Origin of the sequence: Sphingopyxis sp. J-6, assembly GCF_046603995.1 — a bacterium.
Classification (GTDB): Bacteria; Pseudomonadota; Alphaproteobacteria; order Sphingomonadales; family Sphingomonadaceae; genus Sphingopyxis.
In genome coordinates this window covers 448,089-464,205 of sequence record NZ_CP145810.1, presented here as the reverse complement: position 1 = coordinate 464,205, position 16,117 = coordinate 448,089, and the positions used below count along the sequence as shown (strand labels likewise).

General features: G+C 66.3%; 11 protein-coding genes. 2 read left to right on the top strand and 9 right to left on the bottom strand.

What is annotated here, in order from left to right; translation table 11 throughout:
- Nucleotides 1-2 precede the first annotated feature (2 nt).
- The 7 genes from V6U71_RS02430 to zwf all read right to left on the bottom strand — a co-directional run bounded on the left by V6U71_RS02430 (nucleotide 3) and on the right by zwf (nucleotide 11,077).
- Nucleotides 3-1,451, bottom strand: a complete 1,449-nt coding sequence (locus V6U71_RS02430) for a DUF3336 domain-containing protein (protein WP_411340830.1) — start codon at nucleotides 1,449-1,451, stop codon at nucleotides 3-5.
- Between the two features lie 23 nt (nucleotides 1,452-1,474).
- Nucleotides 1,475-3,046, bottom strand: coding sequence for a wax ester/triacylglycerol synthase family O-acyltransferase (locus V6U71_RS02425; RefSeq protein WP_411340829.1), 1,572 nt, complete (start codon nucleotides 3,044-3,046; stop codon nucleotides 1,475-1,477).
- Nucleotide 3,047: 1 nt separating this feature from the next.
- The gene (locus V6U71_RS02420) at nucleotides 3,048-5,399 is read right to left on the bottom strand and encodes a glycerol-3-phosphate 1-O-acyltransferase (protein ID WP_411340828.1); all 2,352 of its coding nucleotides are present in this window, start codon (nucleotides 5,397-5,399) and stop codon (nucleotides 3,048-3,050) included.
- A 3-nt stretch (nucleotides 5,400-5,402) separates the two neighbouring features.
- Nucleotides 5,403-6,983, bottom strand: coding sequence for an HAD-IB family hydrolase (locus V6U71_RS02415; protein WP_411340827.1), 1,581 nt, complete (start codon nucleotides 6,981-6,983; stop codon nucleotides 5,403-5,405).
- 66 nt (nucleotides 6,984-7,049) lie between these two features.
- Nucleotides 7,050-7,646, bottom strand: coding sequence for a bifunctional 4-hydroxy-2-oxoglutarate aldolase/2-dehydro-3-deoxy-phosphogluconate aldolase (eda, locus tag V6U71_RS02410; RefSeq protein WP_411342299.1), 597 nt, complete (start codon nucleotides 7,644-7,646; stop codon nucleotides 7,050-7,052).
- 20 nt (nucleotides 7,647-7,666) lie between these two features.
- Nucleotides 7,667-9,508 (bottom strand): phosphogluconate dehydratase, encoded by a 1,842-nt coding sequence (edd, locus tag V6U71_RS02405; protein WP_411340826.1) that lies wholly within the window; start codon nucleotides 9,506-9,508, stop codon nucleotides 7,667-7,669.
- 99 nt (nucleotides 9,509-9,607) lie between these two features.
- Nucleotides 9,608-11,077: a glucose-6-phosphate dehydrogenase gene (zwf, locus tag V6U71_RS02400; RefSeq protein WP_411340825.1), complete on the bottom strand. Its 1,470-nt coding sequence runs from the start codon at nucleotides 11,075-11,077 to the stop codon at nucleotides 9,608-9,610.
- Between the two features lie 118 nt (nucleotides 11,078-11,195).
- Between zwf and glpD the strand changes: the two genes are divergently transcribed.
- Complete coding sequence (gene glpD / locus V6U71_RS02395; protein ID WP_411340824.1) at nucleotides 11,196-12,713, top strand: glycerol-3-phosphate dehydrogenase; 1,518 nt, start codon at nucleotides 11,196-11,198, stop codon at nucleotides 12,711-12,713.
- On the opposite strand, the gene V6U71_RS02390 is transcribed toward glpD, so the two are convergent.
- Nucleotides 12,714-13,454, bottom strand: coding sequence for an SDR family oxidoreductase (locus V6U71_RS02390; RefSeq protein ID WP_411340823.1), 741 nt, complete (start codon nucleotides 13,452-13,454; stop codon nucleotides 12,714-12,716).
- A 99-nt stretch (nucleotides 13,455-13,553) separates the two neighbouring features.
- Between V6U71_RS02390 and V6U71_RS02385 the strand changes: the two genes are divergently transcribed.
- Nucleotides 13,554-14,450 carry an AraC family transcriptional regulator gene (locus tag V6U71_RS02385; protein ID WP_411340822.1) on the top strand — a complete coding sequence of 299 codons (897 nt, stop codon included), beginning with the start codon at nucleotides 13,554-13,556 and terminating at the stop codon, nucleotides 14,448-14,450.
- A gap of 37 nt (nucleotides 14,451-14,487) precedes the next feature.
- Here the strand turns inward: V6U71_RS02385 and ahpF are convergent, their stop codons facing one another.
- Nucleotides 14,488-16,071 (bottom strand): alkyl hydroperoxide reductase subunit F, encoded by a 1,584-nt coding sequence (gene ahpF / locus V6U71_RS02380; protein WP_411340821.1) that lies wholly within the window; start codon nucleotides 16,069-16,071, stop codon nucleotides 14,488-14,490.
- Nucleotides 16,072-16,117: the final 46 nt, after the last annotated feature.

Sequence of the window (16,117 nt, the reverse complement as noted above, 5' to 3'; positions counted from 1 at the left end):
GGTCAGCGCACCGCCTTCTTCAGCGCCGCGCTGCGGTGGCCGGGGCCGTCATCGCCCGCCTTGTCGATCCTGGCGAGAATGACGTCGAGCGCGCGGCTGATCGCGGTCTGCGTCCGCACCATCTCGATCTTCGGCCACGCCGTGCGCATCCCGCTGTCGATCAGCTCGTCGATATCCTCGCGCGACAGGTCGGAGAGGATCTTCGTCGGCGACCAGAATTTGGGCGGACGGATGATGTTGATGTCGCCGGTATATTCCTGATTGATCACCGAGCGCGCGAGATTGGCGAGGCTGTTGAGCGGCGGCACCATTTCGAGCGGCTTCTGGAAGATCACCATATTGGCATTGAGCCACGCCTTGAAGGTCGCCATCGACGCATGCTGGATCGCTTCGATCGGCGCCATCTGCTTGCGCGTGTCGGTCGCGAAGGGCAGCGCGAGCGGGTTCGCCTGGCTGACGATATGGTGGTTGACGCCATAGAGCCGCTCGAGCCGCTTGGTCGGGATGTCGTGCGTGACCGACCCGTCGACCCAGCGCCGGTCGGGCTGGTACGGCACGCGCTTGCCGCTTTCGTCGCGCGCCATCAGCATCACCGGCGGAAAGACGCCGGGCACCGCGCACGAGGCGAGCACCGCCTCGCGGATCAGCACGTTGGGCGCGGTGATCGCGTTGAGCAGGCGGCCGTTCTGGTGCTTTTCGGCGGGCGCGACCGACACGTTGAGGTGGCGGCCGCTGACCTCATAGGCCTCCTGAAAGGTCAGGTCGGGGATCAGTTCGGCAAGCCGCGCCGCAACCTCGTCGGGCGCGAGCCGCCGCATCTCGGGATCGCGCGCCGGGTTGGCGAGGCGCTCGCTTTCGAGGAAGGGGCCGACGTCGCTGTCCTTTCGGGTGCAGACGACGGCAGCGACGATCGACCCGCCGCTCGATCCGGCAAGGATGTTCGGCAGCACGCCTTCGCTCCAGAGCGCCTTGACGACGCCGATATGGAAGAAGAGGAAGCTGCCCGAGCCCGACAGCAGCAGCGCCGAGCGGCCGTAGCAATGCTGGGCGCGGCGGAAGAAATCGCGCTTTTCCTCGCGCGGGATGCCACGCGACGCGGCGATCTTGTCGAGCGCCGAAACCACCTCGGCGACATAATCCTCGATCAGCTTTTTCGTGCCGAAGCGCGCCTTCTGGTACAGCCGCTCGTGCCCCATGCCGTCGATATTGCCGTGGATGCCCTCGTTGAGCACGAAGAGCAGCCCCTTGACGTCACCCGCCGCCGACAGCTTGCGCAGTTTTTCGAGGCGGCCGCGGATCGCCCTGTAATCGAAATGCTTGCTTTCGTCGGCGTCGCGCCACGCCTGCGCCCCCGATTTCCGGTCATGCTCGCGCGCCGCCTTGGCCCAGGCGATATAATCGGGCGCGGTCACAAGATCGCGATCGGCGCTGAGCGTCGGGGTGAAAAGCATTCGGTCTTCCTGCAAGACATGGTTTATTTTTTGCGAGTCTTGCCGGTTGCGTTGCCTTTGGCAACCGGTTTCGCCTTCGGCTTGCTGGCCGGTTTTGGCGCAGTTTTCGCTTTCGCCGCCGGTTTTGGCGCGACCTTTGCCGCCACCTTCGGCTTTTCCGTAACGGCTTTCGCTTTTTCGGGTTTCGGCTCCGCGGCCATCAGGTCGGCGAAACTTTCGTCGATGCATTCGCGGAAAAAGGCGATGTCGGGCATCACCGACCGCTCGGAGATGATCGAAAAGGCGATGCGACCATTATAGCTCGGCGTCGCGACGAACAGCCCCATATTGTTCGCGAGCGGCGCCATCCCGTGCTGCTGCACAAGCTGCGCGCCCGCCAGGTAAAGCGGCACCTGCGCCCCGGGTACGTTCGAAATGAACAGGTTGGTGCCGCGCACCGCGAAGCGCTCGCTGGTGACGATCCGCGCCACCGCCGCCATCGTCGCGCCCGGGATATGCTGCGACAGGTCGGTCATGATCCGCGCGCTGACCCCCGCCTTCGCCTCCTTCGCCTCGACCGTGTAATCGCGGATCGCCGCCAGCCGCACGAGCGGATCGGCGATGTCGCTGCGCACCGGCACGCTCATCGCCGACACCTGATTGCCGGGGGTCGCCGCCTTGCCACCCTTCCCGCGCAGGTTGATCGGCGCGACTGCGACGAGACTCTCCTTCGGCAGTTCCTTGTGCTTCGCGAGATATTTGCGCAGCGCCCCGCCGACCGTGGTCAGCACCACATCGTTGACCGTCGCGCCGGGCACCTTCGCCCGGATTGCCGCGACGTCGGCGAGCGCAACCGTCGTCGCGTCGAACATCTTGTGCGGCCCCACCGGCACATTGAAGCGCGTTTCAGGGACACCCGCGGTCATTCCGCCTTCGGTCATCATCGTCTTGCGCGCCGCCGACACCAGCGCGGGCGACATTTTGAGCAGCGCATTCATGAACTTGACCGGCGACTGCATCGATGCCGACCAGGCGCGGGTGACGACCTCGGCGCTCGACGGCGTCTTGCCGAGATTTTCGGCCGGCGGTGGTTCGGGAATCGCGGGCGTGCCCTTCGCGTCGATATCGCTCATCGCGATGAAGGCGTGCGCGCCCGACGCGCCATCGACCGCCGCATGATGGACGCGGTGGAGCATCGCGAAGCTGCCCTTCGGGATGCCCTCGATCCGGTCGAGACCTTCGATGATATAGATGTCCCAGAGCGGCCGGTTCATATCCATCGGCTTCGAGAAATAGCGCGCGACCGCGATTGTGAATTGCCGCCAGTCACCGGGCTCGGGCAGTCGCGCGTGGCTCATATGCGCCTCGATATCGAAATGCTCGTCCTCGACCCAATAGGGATGGTCGACGTCGAACGGCAGGCGATGCAGGCGGCGCTTGAACAAAGGCGAGGTATCGACCCGGCTCTCGACGTGGCGGATGATGTCCTTGAAGCGCACGAAGCCGCCGGGCGCGGTCGACGGGTCGTAGATATAGACCCCCATGATATGCGTCAGATTGTTCGCGGTCTGGGTGTAGAGGAACTGGGCGTCCTGCGCGCTGAGCTGTTTGAGCATCCTATCCTCCCGATGGTGGCAAGCGGTCCGCGAGCGCGAGCGTCGCGAGGCGCATCGATTCCATGACGTTGGCAAGCCCGCGCAGTTCCATCAGCAACGCACGGCGGGCGTTCAGGCTGTCGGGGGTCGCCGTCCCCGCCATCCCGATATGGCGCATCAGCGACAGCCCGTTGGCGAACAGCAATTTGCCGATCGCCGCCTCGCTGCTGATCCGGCGCAGCAGATACGCCTGCTTGCCTTCGACGAGCGCCGCGTCGAGCAGCGTCTTTTCGTCGATCTCGTCGCCCGGCCGCGCGCGCGCCGCAAGGTCGGCGACGACCGAATAGGCCTCGGCGAACGGCAGCAATATCGCGTGGCCGACAAGCGGCTGGCAGCGGCGGATAAGCTGCGCGACGCCGCGGTCGCCGCTGGCAAGGCGGCGGTCCCAGACGGGGTCGATGCGTTCGAGTTCGGCCTGCAGCGCAGCGCGATGCTCGTCGCGCGGGGGATAGAAGAATTCGAATTTGAACAGGTCGCGCAGCCGGTCGATCTTGGCCCAGAAGGCCGCGGTGGCATCCTTGCTGTCGCCATCGCGGAGTTCGAACAGCGCGATCTCGATCATCGCGCGATCGAGGAAATGATGGACGATGATGTTGCGGTAATAACTCGCCATCGGATGCTTGGCGGGGTCGATCGAATAGACATTTTCGCTGCCCGCTTCGTACCGCGTCAGCAGCCCGCTCGCGACGAGCGTATCGACCGTCGCCGACAGCGCGGCATCGTCGCCGCTTTCGAGTTCCTTGCTGAGCCGGATGCCGCGGGCGCGCGCCCAGTCGGCGACCGCCGCGATGGTCGCGAGCAATTCGGTCGCGGTGACCCCGCGCGGCGCGGTGCCGAGGAGGATCAGGCACATCACCGAGGTCACCGTCAGCGGCGTCACCCGGTTCGCCTCGACCGCGACCGCGAAGGCGATTTTTTCGAGCGCGCGCTTGTCGTCGGGGCCCGGCGCCGTATCGATCACCACCGGATTGCCGATGTCGAGCCGGATGCGCCCCGACGGCGCGCGCAGGCTGCGCATATAACCGAGAAACCAGCTCAGGCTCTCCGGCTTCTTGTTCCGCCCCGTCTGTTCGGCGGCATATTCCTCGACATCGCGGATCAGGTCGAAGCTGGTGACGAAAGGCACGAAATGGACGTCGCGCGTGCCGGTCGCATGCGCCGCGTCAAGGACATATTTCATCAGGCCATATTTGGGCGGCATCAGCTTGCCGAGCCGCGAGCGCGTCCCCTCGAACGCCCAGGACAGCGGGAAGCGCTTGGCGAGCAGCCAGGCGATATAGTGACGCAGCACGACCTTGTAGACAGGCTGCCCCTGAAAGCTGCGGCGGATGAAGATCATTCCCGAGCGGCGGAAAAATTCGCCCATCACCGCGATGTCGAGATTGGCGCCGCCGAAACTATGCAGCATCGGCATGTCGTTCTCGTACAGCAGCCGGCTGGGCGTTGCGCCGTCGATATAGGTCTTGTGCGTGAACAGGATGCAGGTCGGATGCTCGCGCAGGATCGACCGCAACCGGGCGAGCTCGACCGCGTCGGCCTCCATCTCGGGCGCATAGCCGCCGAACATCATGCGGTCGAGCTTGGCGCGCAGGTCGAGGAACAGCGCGCTCGGCCGGGCGATGACCTCCTTCATCAGCGGCCGCGCCTCGCGATAGAGGTCGCCGACCGGGCGGCCGAGCGTTTCGGACAATTCGGCGAGCGCGGCGCGGAATTTCGGGCTGGTGCGCAGACCGTCGGCGACGAAGCGCGGCACCTTGTAGCGGCTGCCGCGGATCCCGCGTTCGGCGACGTCGAGCGCGAGCCCCGCCTGCCGCGCGACGAAACCCGCATATTCGGCGCCGCCTTCCTCGCCGCCGTCGCCGCCGCCCGTCTGCGCGAGAAAGCGGTCCTTTAGCGCCGCCTGCGTCGCCGCCTCGCCGACAAGGATCTGCGCGCGGCGGCGGTCGCGCCACAGGATGAACTGCGAGCGCAGCGGTCCCGGCTGGCGCGGGTCGCCGAAGATCAGGTGGCGAAATTTCAGCGCCCGGTCGCGCTCGAACCCCGGAATGCGCCAGGCGACGCGCAGCGGCACGACCTGCCGCCCGGGCGCCCCGGCGAGCCGCGCCTTCAATTGATCGAGGTCGAGCGCATGGTCGCCGTCGGCTATCGACAGGCTGGCCCATTGCGGGGCGCGGTCGCCGCCCAGATCGCCCGCCGTCGCGTGGATCCAGTCGAGCAATATGCGTCGCTCGACCCGGTTGCGCGCGTCGATGATATAGAGCCGGTCGGCCGCCTCCTCCGCCACGATTTCGGTGCGGGGCGTTCCGTCCGCCACGCCTTAGCCAGCCCGTCCCTTGCCGGCCGCAGGTTTTTTGGCGGGCGGCTTTTTCCTGGCCGGTGGCTTTTTCGTCGCCGCTTTCTTCGGCGCCGGCTTCGCAGCCTTGGCTGCGGGCGGCGGCGCTTCGGCGGCCACCGCTTCCTCGGCGCTTTCCTCCGCCTGCCCCAGCGTGCGCAGGAACATGTTGCGGACGTCGCGGACATGCGCATTCATCGTCCGCGCGCTCCACTTCGACGTGTCGACCGGCGGCAAAACGGTGACGCGCACCGTCGCCGGGCGCATCACGAATTCGTTCTTCGGCGCGACGTCGGTCGCGTTGTGGATCACGATCGGGACGATCGGCACCCCGGCCTGCATCGCCAGATGGAAGGCGCCCTTCTTGAACGGCGCCAGCTTGGGGGTCAGCGTCCGCGTCCCTTCGGGCGAGATGCAGATCGACTTGCCTTCCTCGCGGATCGCATCGACCAGCGGCTCCATCGCCTTGATCGCGCTCTTGCCGTCGGCGCGGTCGACGAAGACGGTGCCACCCCATTCCATCAGCTTGCCGAGGATGGGGATGTCCTTGATCTCCTTCTTCCCCACCCCGCCCATGTCGCGGCGGATGAGCTTGGCGAGGATCATCACATCCGCCTTGCTCTGGTGATTGAAGATGAAGACGCACGGGCGCGACGACCAGAGATGGCGCTCGTCCTCGACCTCCAGCTCGACGCCGGTGATCGCGGTCGCGAAATCGCCGAACAGCCCGATCGAGAAATTCGCCGCCTCACGCTGCGAGCGGGTGAGCGCCCAGATCGGCAGTCCCGCGGCAAAGGCGCCGACGAGCGAGCCAGTCGCATAGATGGTGCGCGTATAGTCGATCCACGACGGCGTCCCGCGGCTCGCAAAGCGCTGCACCGGCCAGTTGCGTTCGTCGGCGATGCCCTTCAATTTCATGTTCGGGTTGAGCGGGCGCGGCTTGCCGACGCGTTCGAGCAGCTCGATATCGTCGTCGCTGTCCGAATAGAAAAAACTCTGATCGAGATCGAGGCCATATTCGGCCGCGAGCTCCTCGGCCGCGAGCACCTTGCCGTCGCCGAAGCACAGCGGGCGGATGATGTCGCCGGTGAAGACACCATCCTCGATTTCATAGGCCGAGCATTTGATGTCGGTGATGCCAAGGTCGCGCGCGGTCGGTTCGATCTGGTAGATCGTCGCCGACGAGATGATCGCGACACGGTGCCCCTTTGCCTGATGCGCCTCGATGATCGCGCGCGTTTCGGGATAGATTTTCCTGGCGATATGCTTCTTGTAGAGTTCCTCGCCGAACTCGACGAAGCTCTCTTCCTCGACGCCCTTCATGAATTTCGCGGCGGCCGACATGAGACCCGAGAAGCCAAGCTGGCCAAGGCTGTGCTGCGCAACGACCTGTGCGGTCTCGGCGATTTCCTCGACCGACATTTCGCGGCGCTGGAATTTCTCGCGCAGCATCGCAGTCGCCGAATAGCCCGAGATGATCGTGCCGTCGAAATCGAACAGCGCGGCGATATGCGATCCCGGCTCCGACGCCAGCACTTCGTCCAAATGCGGTTGCGGCCTCGGCACGCGCCCCTCCCCACCAACGGCTAAATCCCGTCTATCCCTGCACGATGACAGGTAAAATGGGGTTAATCAATGGCCCGAAAGCGCCGATGCCTCGCGGGCCAGCGCTTCGATCCGCACCGGGTCCAGCGGACCCGGCGGAACGACCCAGCTGCCACCGACGCACAGCACCGGATCGAGCGCGAGCCATTCGGGTGCGGTCGCGGGGGTGATGCCGCCGGTGGGGCAGAAACGGATACCGCCGAACGGACCCGCGAGCGCCTTCAGCGCCGGAATCCCGCCGCTCGTCGCCGCGGGAAAGAATTTGAAACGCGAGAGGCCGAGGTCGAGCCCCGCCATGATGTCCGATGCATTGGCGACGCCGGGCAGGAAAGGGATGCCGCTCGCAACCGCTGCTTCGCCAAGGCTGGCGGTGAGGCCGGGCGAGACGATGAATTCGGATCCCGCATCGATCGCCGCCTTCAGCATCTGCGCGTTGAGCACCGTCCCCGCGCCAACGACCGCACCGCGCACCGTCTTCATCGCGGCGATCGCGTCGAGCGCGGCGGGGGTGCGCAGCGTCACCTCGAGCACGCTGAGCCCGCCCGCGACGAGCGCCTCGGCCATCGGCACCGCATCCTCGACGCGGTCGATGACGATCACCGGGATCACCGGCGCAAGGCGCATGATCTGGTCGATGGATTGGGTCAAACTATGGTCTCCATGGCGGCGAGCATCGCCGAGCCGCCCTTTTCGGCGGCGTCGGCGTGATGGCGGAACAGCGCGAAAAGCTCGCGGCCGACGCCGAGCGCAGGCGGCGGGGCAATGGCGGGGGTGCGCGCCGCCCACTCGGCTTCGTCGACCAGCGCGATCGCTTCGCCCTTCACCGCGCAGACGCGGACGATATCGCCGTCCTTGAGGTAAGCGAGCGGGCCGCTCACGCCGTCGGGGCCGGGCAGCGCCTCGGGCGACAGATGGATCACCGCGGGCACCTTGCCGCTCGCCCCCGACATACGGCCGTCGGTCAGCAAGGCGACGCGATAGCCCTTGTCCTGCAGCACCCCGAGCGCCGGGGTCAGCTTGTGCAGTTCGGGCATGCCGTTGGCGCGCGGCCCCTGAAAGCGGACGACGACGACGATGTCGCGGTCGAGCTCGCCCGCCTTGAACGCGGTCAGCACCTGATTCTGGTCGTCGAAGATCCGGCACGGCGCCTCGATCGTCCAGCGATCCTCGGCCACCGCGCTCGTCTTGATGATCGCGCGGCCGAGATTGCCCGCAAGTAGCCGCATGCCGCCGTCGGGCGAGAAGGGTTCGGCGACGGGGCGCAGCATCGTATAGTCGCGGCTCTCGGCGGGTGCGGGTTGCCAGTGGAGTGCGTCGTTCACGAGCACGGGTTCGGCGGCATAGTCGGCCATTCTCCCGCCGACGGTCAGCACGTCGCCGTGGAGCAGCCCCGCCCCGAGCAGTTCGCGCACGACGAAACCGATACCGCCGGCCGCATGGAAATGGTTCACATCGCCCGCACCGTTCGGATAGACTCGCGCCAGCAGGGGCACCGCATGGCTCAGCTCGTCGAAATCCTGCCAGTCGATGACGATCCCCGCCGCGCGCGCGATGGCCGGCAGATGGATCGCATGATTTGTCGAACCACCTGTTGCGAGCAGGCCGATCGCGGCGTTGACGATCGCCTTTTCGTCGATGCAGCGCGCCAGCGGACGATAGTCGTCGCCGTCCCAGCCGATCGCGGCGATGCGGTGCGTCGCGGCACGCGTCAGTTCCTGCCGCAATTTGGTGCCGGGGTTGGTGAAGGCGCTGCCGGGGATATGCAGCCCCATCAGCTCCATCATCATCTGGTTCGAGTTCGCGGTGCCGTAAAAGGTGCAGGTGCCCGCGCCGTGATAAGACGCCGCCTCGGCCTCGAGCAGTTCGTCGCGGCTCGCCTTGCCCTCGGCATAGAGCTGGCGGACGCGCTGCTTTTCCTTGTTCGCAAGCCCGGACGGCATCGGCCCGGCCGGGATCAATATCTGCGGCAGGTGACCGAAGCGCAGCGCGCCGATCAGCAGCCCGGGAACGATCTTGTCGCAGATGCCGAGCAGCAGCGCGCCCTCGAACATCGCATGGCTCAGCGCGATCGCGGTGCCCTGCGCGATATTGTCGCGACTGAACAGCGACAGGTCCATCCCCGCCTGCCCTTGCGTCACCCCGTCGCACATTGCCGGCACCCCGCCCGCGACCTGCGCGGTGACGCCGGCCTCGCGCGCGAACAATTTGATCTGCTCGGGATAGCGGCCGTAGGGCTGATGCGCCGACAGCATGTCGTTATACGCGGTGACGATGCCGATGTTCATCGCCGCGCCGGTCCGGATCGCTACCTTGTCGTCGCCCGCCGCCGCAAAGCCGTGCGCAAGGTTGCCGCACGACAGATTGCCGCGGTTGGTCCCCGCCTCGCGCTGGCGTTCCATCAGGTCGAGATAGGCAGCGCGGCGCGCGGCGCTGCGGGCGATGATGCGGTCGGTGACGGCGGCGATGGCGGGGTGGAGCGTGGTCATGAAAATTTCCTCGTCGCCCCCGCGAAGGCGAGGGCCGCTATCGCCTTCGCGCCACACTGCCAGCGGCCCCCGCCTGCGCGGGGGCGACATGCAATTTCCTCAATCATGCCAGCTCGCTCCGTCGCGCTCGATCAGTGCGATGGCGCTCGACGGCCCCCAGCTTCCGGCCGTGTAATTTTGCGGCGCCATGTCGACCTCGGCCCAGGCGCCGAGGATCGAATCGATCCACTGCCACTGCGCCTCGACCTCGTCGCGGCGCACAAACAAGGTCTGCTCGCCCTCGATGAAGTCGAGCAGCAGTCGCTCATAGGCAATGCGGCGCCGTTCGCCCTCGAAGCTGTGCGAGAGCGACACGTCCATCGTCACTTCCTTCAGCTTCACACCGTCGCGGTCGAGCCCCGGCTGCTTCGCCATCACCTTGACCCGGATATTCTCCTCGGGCTGCAGGTTGATGATCATGCTGTTCGCGTCGAGCTTGCCCGCGCCGACACGCGCGAAGATATTGTGCGGCACCGGCTTGAACTGGATCAGCACTTCCGACTTGCGCTGCGGCATCCGCTTGCCGGTGCGCAGGTAGAAGGGCACGCCCTTCCAGCGCCAATTGTCGATATAGGCCTTGATCGCCACGAAGGTTTCGGTGTTCGACGGCCGGCCGAGTTCGTCGGCATAACCCGCAACCGCGACGCCGCCCACCGCACCGCTCGTATACTGGCCCTTGACGCTGTGCGCCTTGACGTCCGCGGCGCTCAGCTTGCGCAAGGACCGCAGAAGCTTGACCTTTTCGTCGCGCACCGCGGTTGCCGAGACGCTGGCGGGCGGCTCCATCGCGATGATCGCGAGCAATTGCAGCATATGGTTCTGGACCATATCCTTCAGCGCCCCGACCCCGTCATAATAGGAGACACGGCCTTCGAGCCCCACGGTCTCGGCAACGGTGATCTGGACATGGTCGATCGCCTGCGCGTTCCACAGCGGTTCGAACAGCATGTTCGCAAAGCGCAGCGCGAGGAGGTTCTGGACCGTTTCCTTGCCGAGATAATGGTCGATGCGGAAGATATGGTCTTCGGCAAAGGCGCTGCCGACCTGCTCGTTGACCTCGCGCGACGAGGCGAGGTCGTGGCCGATCGGCTTTTCCATCGCGATGCGGCATTCGGCGCAGGCGATCCCTGCGGCGGCGAGCCCTTGCGCAATTGGACCGAACATCGACGGCGGGGTCGAGAGATAAGCGCCGATCGGGCGGCCGAGCCGGTCGCCGAGCAGCGCTGCGAGATCGTCATAGCCGGTGCCCGCGCCGGCATCGACCGGGCAATAGTCAATGCGGTCGAGGAAGCCCTCGATCTGCGTCTCGTCGAGCCGATCGGCGGCAAGATGCTCGGTCAGCGCTTCGCGGACGAGCGCGTGGCAACCGGCGCGATCCATCTTCGACCGGCCCGATGCGATGATCGTCAGCGTGTCGGCGAGCAGCCCGTCGACGTGGAGATTATAGAGCGAGGGGAACAGCATGCGCTGCGCAAGGTCGCCCGTCGCGCCGAACAGCAGCAATGTCTCGACTTTCACGCTCACGCTCATCCCCTTGGATCGATGTTTCAGACGTGGCGAATGCGTGGCCCGAATGCAACGAGCATACGTAAACCACGAACGATCTTCGCCCCTTGGCAAATCACATCACGCTGCCATAGGGAAAGCCATGCCCGACAGCGCGCAGCCTTATGATGTCATCGTCGTCGGCGGCGGTGTCAACGGCGCCGGCGTCGCGCGCGATGCCGCCGGACGCGGCGCGCGCGTGCTGCTGCTCGAAGCCGGCGACCTTGCGCAGGGCACCTCGTCGAAATCGACCAAGCTGATCCACGGCGGGCTGCGCTATCTCGAACATTATGAATTTGGCCTCGTCCGGGAGGCGCTGAAAGAGCGCGAAATCCTGTGGAGCATCGCGCCGCACATCATCTGGCCGCTGCGCTTCGTCCTGCCCTATCGCACCGGCCTTCGCCCGCGCTGGCTGCTCAGGCTCGGTCTGTTTCTCTACGACCATATCGGCGGGCGGAAAAAGCTGCCCGCGACGCGCTCGATCGATCTGGCGCAGCACGAAGCGGGCGCGCCGCTCCAATCGCAATATGTCCACGCGTTCGAATATTCGGACGGCTGGGTCGACGACGCCCGGCTCGTGCTGCTCAACGCGCGCGATGCCGCCGAGCGCGGTGCGCGAATCCGGACGCGCACCCGCGCCGAAACCATGCGCGTCGAGGACGGGCTATGGGTGGTCGAGGGCAGCGACGATCGCGGGCATCGCTATCGCTTCACTGGGCGGAGCCTCGTCAACGCGGCGGGCCCGGCGGTGCTCGACCTGCTTGCGCGCGCCTCGGCGCCGCCCGATTACCGGATGCGGCTGGTGCGCGGCTCGCACATCGTCGTGCGCCGGAAGTTCGCGCACGACTATGCCTATTTCTTCCAGCTTCCCGACGGGCGCATCTTCTTCGCCATTCCGTACGAACGCGACTTCACGCTGATCGGGACGACCGATCAGGATCATGACGGACCGCTCGCCGAGGTGCATGCGAGCGCCGACGAAATCGCCTATCTTTGCGAAGGCGCCAGCGAATATTTCCGCGAACCGGTTACCCCCGCCGATGTCGTCTGGACCTATTCGGGGGTGCGGCCGCTGATCGAGGACGGATCGGGCCGCCCCGAAGCCGCAACGCGCGGCTACCGGATCGATATCGACGTCGACGAAGGCGCGCCGCTGCTCACCATCTATGGCGGCAAGATCACCAGCTATCGCCATGTTGCCGAACATGCGGTCGACGAACTGGCAGGCTATCTCGATGCGGTGTCGACCAGACACTGGACCGCGAAAACGCCGCTGCCCGGCGGCGATTTCGGGATCGACGGCGCCGCCGCGCTCAAGGCCGAATACAAGCTCGCCCATCCCTTCCTGCCCGCCGCGACGGTCGACCGGGTGGTCAAGGCCTATGGCACCGACGCCCGCGCCTGGCTCGGCAAGGCCGAAGACTGGGACGCACTGGGCGGCGAGATTGCCCACGGCCTCAGCGCGGCCGAAGCCCAGTGGATGATCGAGCGCGAATGGGCGCGCGACGTCGACGATATCCTTTGGCGCCGCAGCAAGCTGGGGCTGCTGTTCGGTGCGGATGACGTCGCGAAGCTGGCGGCCTGGCTGCAAACGCGGCGGCCGGCCGGCCAGCCGGCCTGATCATCCGCCGGCCAGTGCCAGCGCGTCGGCGCCGGCCGGAAAATGCGACCGGCCGCTCGTGTCGTGCACGGCCGCCCATACCGCCTCGGCGACGTCGGCCTCGGTCGTGAACGGCGCAGGCGCCGCCATCGCGGCGAGGATCGGCGCGGCATAGTTGCCATAGGGTTCGGGCAACACATCTTCGAGCCGGATGTCGGTGTTCTGCGCAAAGGCGGTCGTCGGGCCGTAGCCCGGTTCGACCAGCTTCACCGATATGCCAAGCGGCGCCAGCTCGTGCGCGAGGCTGCCGGTGAAGCCCTGAATCGCGCTCTTGCTGCCCGTATAGGCGGCAGCGAGCGGGAACGGCGCCAGCGTCGCCGACGATGTGACGTTGACGATCGTCCCCGAACCGCGCGTCCGCATCTGCGGAATCGCCGCCTGCGTCATCGCGATCGTGCCCAGCGTGTTGGTCGCATAGACGTCGCGGATCTTTTGCATCGGCGAATGTTCGAGCGCGCCGAACAGGCCGATGCCGGCATTGTTGACGAGCACGTCAATCGGGCCCGCGCGTTCGAGCGCCAGCGCGATGCTGTCGGGGTCGGTGACGTCGAGCGCGAGGATGCGCAGCCGGTCGGAGGTTTCGAAGAGATCGGGACGCGGCGTGCGCATCGTCGCGGCCACGTTCCAGCCGTTGGCGTGGAAATGGCGGGCCGTCTCGAGGCCGTAGCCCGACGAACAGCCGGTGATCAGGATGGTCTTCATCGTCGTGGTTCCTTTCATAAGGGGACGAAAAGCCTCTAGACCGGCCGTTTCGGACGATCTATAATTTATAATCCATATTTCTTTATTGATCGTCCCAATATGCTCGACCCCCTCTCCGACGTCATCGCGCTGCTTCGCCCCAGCACCATTTTCTCGAAGGGGATCAGCGGCGCGGGGGCATGGGCGGTCCGCTATTCGGATTTCGGGCACCCGAGCTTCTGTACGGTGCTCGAAGGGTCGTGCCGGCTCGCGGTCGACGGGCAGGAGGCGGTGACCTTGGAGGCAGGCGATTTCATTCTGCTGCCCGCAACGCCCGGCTTTACCATGTCGGGCTTTGTCCCCGCCGAACCGGCCCTGCTCGACCCGCATGCGACCGCCGGGATGGCCGGCGAGGTGCGGCACGGCCGCGCCGAAGGCCCGCCCGAGGTGCGGATGATCGGCGGCTATTTCGCCTTCGCCTCGCCCGAGGCGGGGCTGCTCGTGTCGCAATTGCCCGCGATGATCCACCTGCGCGGGGCCGAGCGGCTGACGGCGTTGGTCGCGATGCTGCGCGAGGAAACGGGCGCCGAGCGGCCCGGGCGCGACCTGCTGCTCACGCGGCTGGTCGAGATCTTGCTGGTCGAGGCATTGCGCGCGGTCGGCGGCGAGGCGACGCCGCCGGGGTTGCTGCGCGGCCTTGCCGACCCGCGGCTCGCGGCGGCGATCCGACGGATGCACGCCGAGCCCGCGCGGGCGTGGACCACTGCGGAACTCGCGAAGGCGGCGGCGCTGTCGCGCTCGGCCTTTTTCGAGCGCTTCGCGCGCACCGTCGGCGTGCCGCCGATGGAATATCTGCTGGGCTGGCGGATGAACCTCGCGAAGGATCTGCTGCGCCGCGGCGCTGGGCGGATCGAAGAGATCGCGCTCACCGTCGGTTACGGGTCGGCGAGCGCGTTCAGCACGGCGTTCGCGCGGCAGGTCGGGATGCCGCCCAAGCGATTTGCCGCGATGGCATGACGGTCCTCCCGATCGACTTGCGACAGGGAGGATGATCTTACGCCGCCGCGGCCTCCACCTCGGCCGGCAGGCGGATCATATAGTCGAACGCCGACAGCGCCGCCTTCGAGCCTTCGCCCATCGCGATGACGATCTGCTTGTACGGCACCGTCGTGCAGTCGCCCGCCGCGAAGATACCCTTCTGGCTCGTCTCGCCGCGATAATCGACCTCAATCTCGCCGTGTCGCGACAGGGCGATGGCTTCCTTCAGCCATTCGGTGTTCGGGACGAGGCCGATCTGGACGAAAATGCCTTCGAGTTCGATCTGGTGCAGCTCGTCCTTGTTTCTGTCCTTATACGAAAGTCCCGTCACCTTCTCGCCGTCGCCGAGCACTTCGGTGGTCAGCGCCGAGGTGATAATCTTGATGTTGGGCAGGCTGGCGAGTTTGCGCTGGAGCACCGCGTCGGCGCGCAGTTCGCTGTCATACTCGATCAGCGTGACATGCGCGACGAGCCCCGCAAGGTCGATCGCCGCCTCGACGCCGCTGTTGCCGCCGCCGATCACCGCGACGCGCTTGCCCTTGTAAAGCGGGCCGTCGCAATGCGGGCAATAGGCGACGCCCTTGTTGCGATAGGCATCCTCGCCCGGCACGCCGAGCTGGCGCCAGCGCGCGCCGGTCGAGAGGATCACGGTGCGCGCCTTCAGCGATGCGCCGCTGGCGAGCTTCACTTCGTGCAGGCCGCCTTCGGTCTTCGCGGGGATCAGTTTCTCGGCGCGTTGCAGGTTCATGATGTCGACGTCATAGTCTTTGACGTGCTGTTCTAGCTGCGCGACCAGCTTCGGCCCTTCGGTGTGCTGGACCGAGATGAAATTCTCGATCGCCATCGTGTCGAGCACCTGCCCGCCGAAGCGCTCGGCGGCGATGCCGGTGCGGATGCCCTTGCGCGCCGCATAGATCGCCGCCGCGGCACCCGCGGGGCCGCCACCGACGACGAGCACGTCGAACGCCTCCTTGGCGGCGATCTTCTCTGCGGCCTTGGCCTCGGCGCCGCTGTCGAGCTTCGCGAGGATCTGTTCGAGCTCCATCCGGCCCTGACCGAAAGTCTCGCCGTTGAGGAAGATCGTCGGCACCGCCATGATCTTGCGATCCTCGACCTCGGTCTGGAACAGCCCGCCGTCGATCGCGGTATGGGTGATGCGCGGGTTGACGACGCTCATCAAGTTGAGCGCCTGCACGATGTCGGGGCAGTTCTGGCACGACAGTGAGAAATAGGTTTCGAAATGATAGTCGCCGTCGAGTGCCGCGACCTGCTCCAGCACCTCGGGCGCGACCTTCGGCGGATGGCCGCCGACCTGCAGCAGCGCGAGGACGAGCGAAGTGAATTCATGGCCGAGCGGAATGCCCGCGAAGCGCACGGCGACCTGCCCGTCGCTGGCACGGCGGATCAGGAAGCTCGGGCGGCGCGCGTCGTCGTCGGCGCGGGTCACGCTGACCATGTCCGATAGTGCGGCGATTTCGTCCAGAAGATCCGCCAGCTCGGCCGACTTGGCATCGTCGCCGAGCGACGAAATCAGTTCGATCGGTTCACGAAGGTTCGTGAGGAGGCCTTGAAGCTGCTGCTTCAGATTGGCGTCGAGCATGGGGAGAGCTCCTGCGGGAAGGGGAAGAGAAACCGTGGGGCGGCAG